This is a genomic window from Methylobacterium sp. E-046 (genome assembly GCF_022829625.1).
GTDB lineage: Bacteria > Pseudomonadota > Alphaproteobacteria > Rhizobiales > Beijerinckiaceae > Methylobacterium > Methylobacterium longum.
Genome location: NZ_JAKSYP010000242.1, coordinates 1 through 556 on the forward strand (window position 1 = coordinate 1; position 556 = coordinate 556).

2 pseudogenes are annotated in these 556 nt (G+C 72.7%); both read left to right on the forward strand.

Annotation, left to right across the window (positions count from 1 at the left end):
* A pseudogene (locus MKK82_RS25880) lies at nt 1-273 on the forward strand (hypothetical protein); the annotation flags it as partial.
* Between the two features lie 3 nt (nt 274-276).
* A pseudogene (locus MKK82_RS25885) lies at nt 277-556 on the forward strand (AI-2E family transporter); the annotation flags it as partial.

Below are 556 nucleotides of genomic sequence, written 5' to 3' on the forward strand. Positions count from 1 at the left end.
CTCCCCTTCACCCAGCGTCCGAAACCGGCCGCTCCGATCCTCCCGGAGCCGCCGGCGCGCGCTGCACTCCGTGCTAGCTTGGAGGAGGCCGTCCAGATCGCCGTCGACGCAGCGGACCGCATCATCGCCGTGCTCGACAGCCTGGACGGCGACGCGAACGACCAAGGCTGCGGGGACGCTGACCCGTCTCTGGCCGCACCGGAGAACGTCGCCGGCTCGCAGGTTGTCTACATTTGCGGCACCGACGCGGGCCGCGAGACTGATGAGCCCTAGACCGTGCTGTCGCAGGCGGCGGGGTGGGCCGGCAACCTGCCGCAATATCAGGCCACCGTGCAGAGGACGGTCGCGTGGCTCCAGCAGGGCTGGCTCGGGGAGGCGAACCGGCTGCTGCAGCGCCTCAGTCACGACGTCACCTCCGCCACCCGGAAGGCCGACGCCGCCGGCACCGTCGCGGCGACCGCGCCGGGCGACGACACCCCCAAGGCGCAGCTCGTGCGGGTGCAGGAGCCCGAGCCCTCGCCGCTGGTGCTCGCCGAGAAGGTGCTGGGCCCGATCG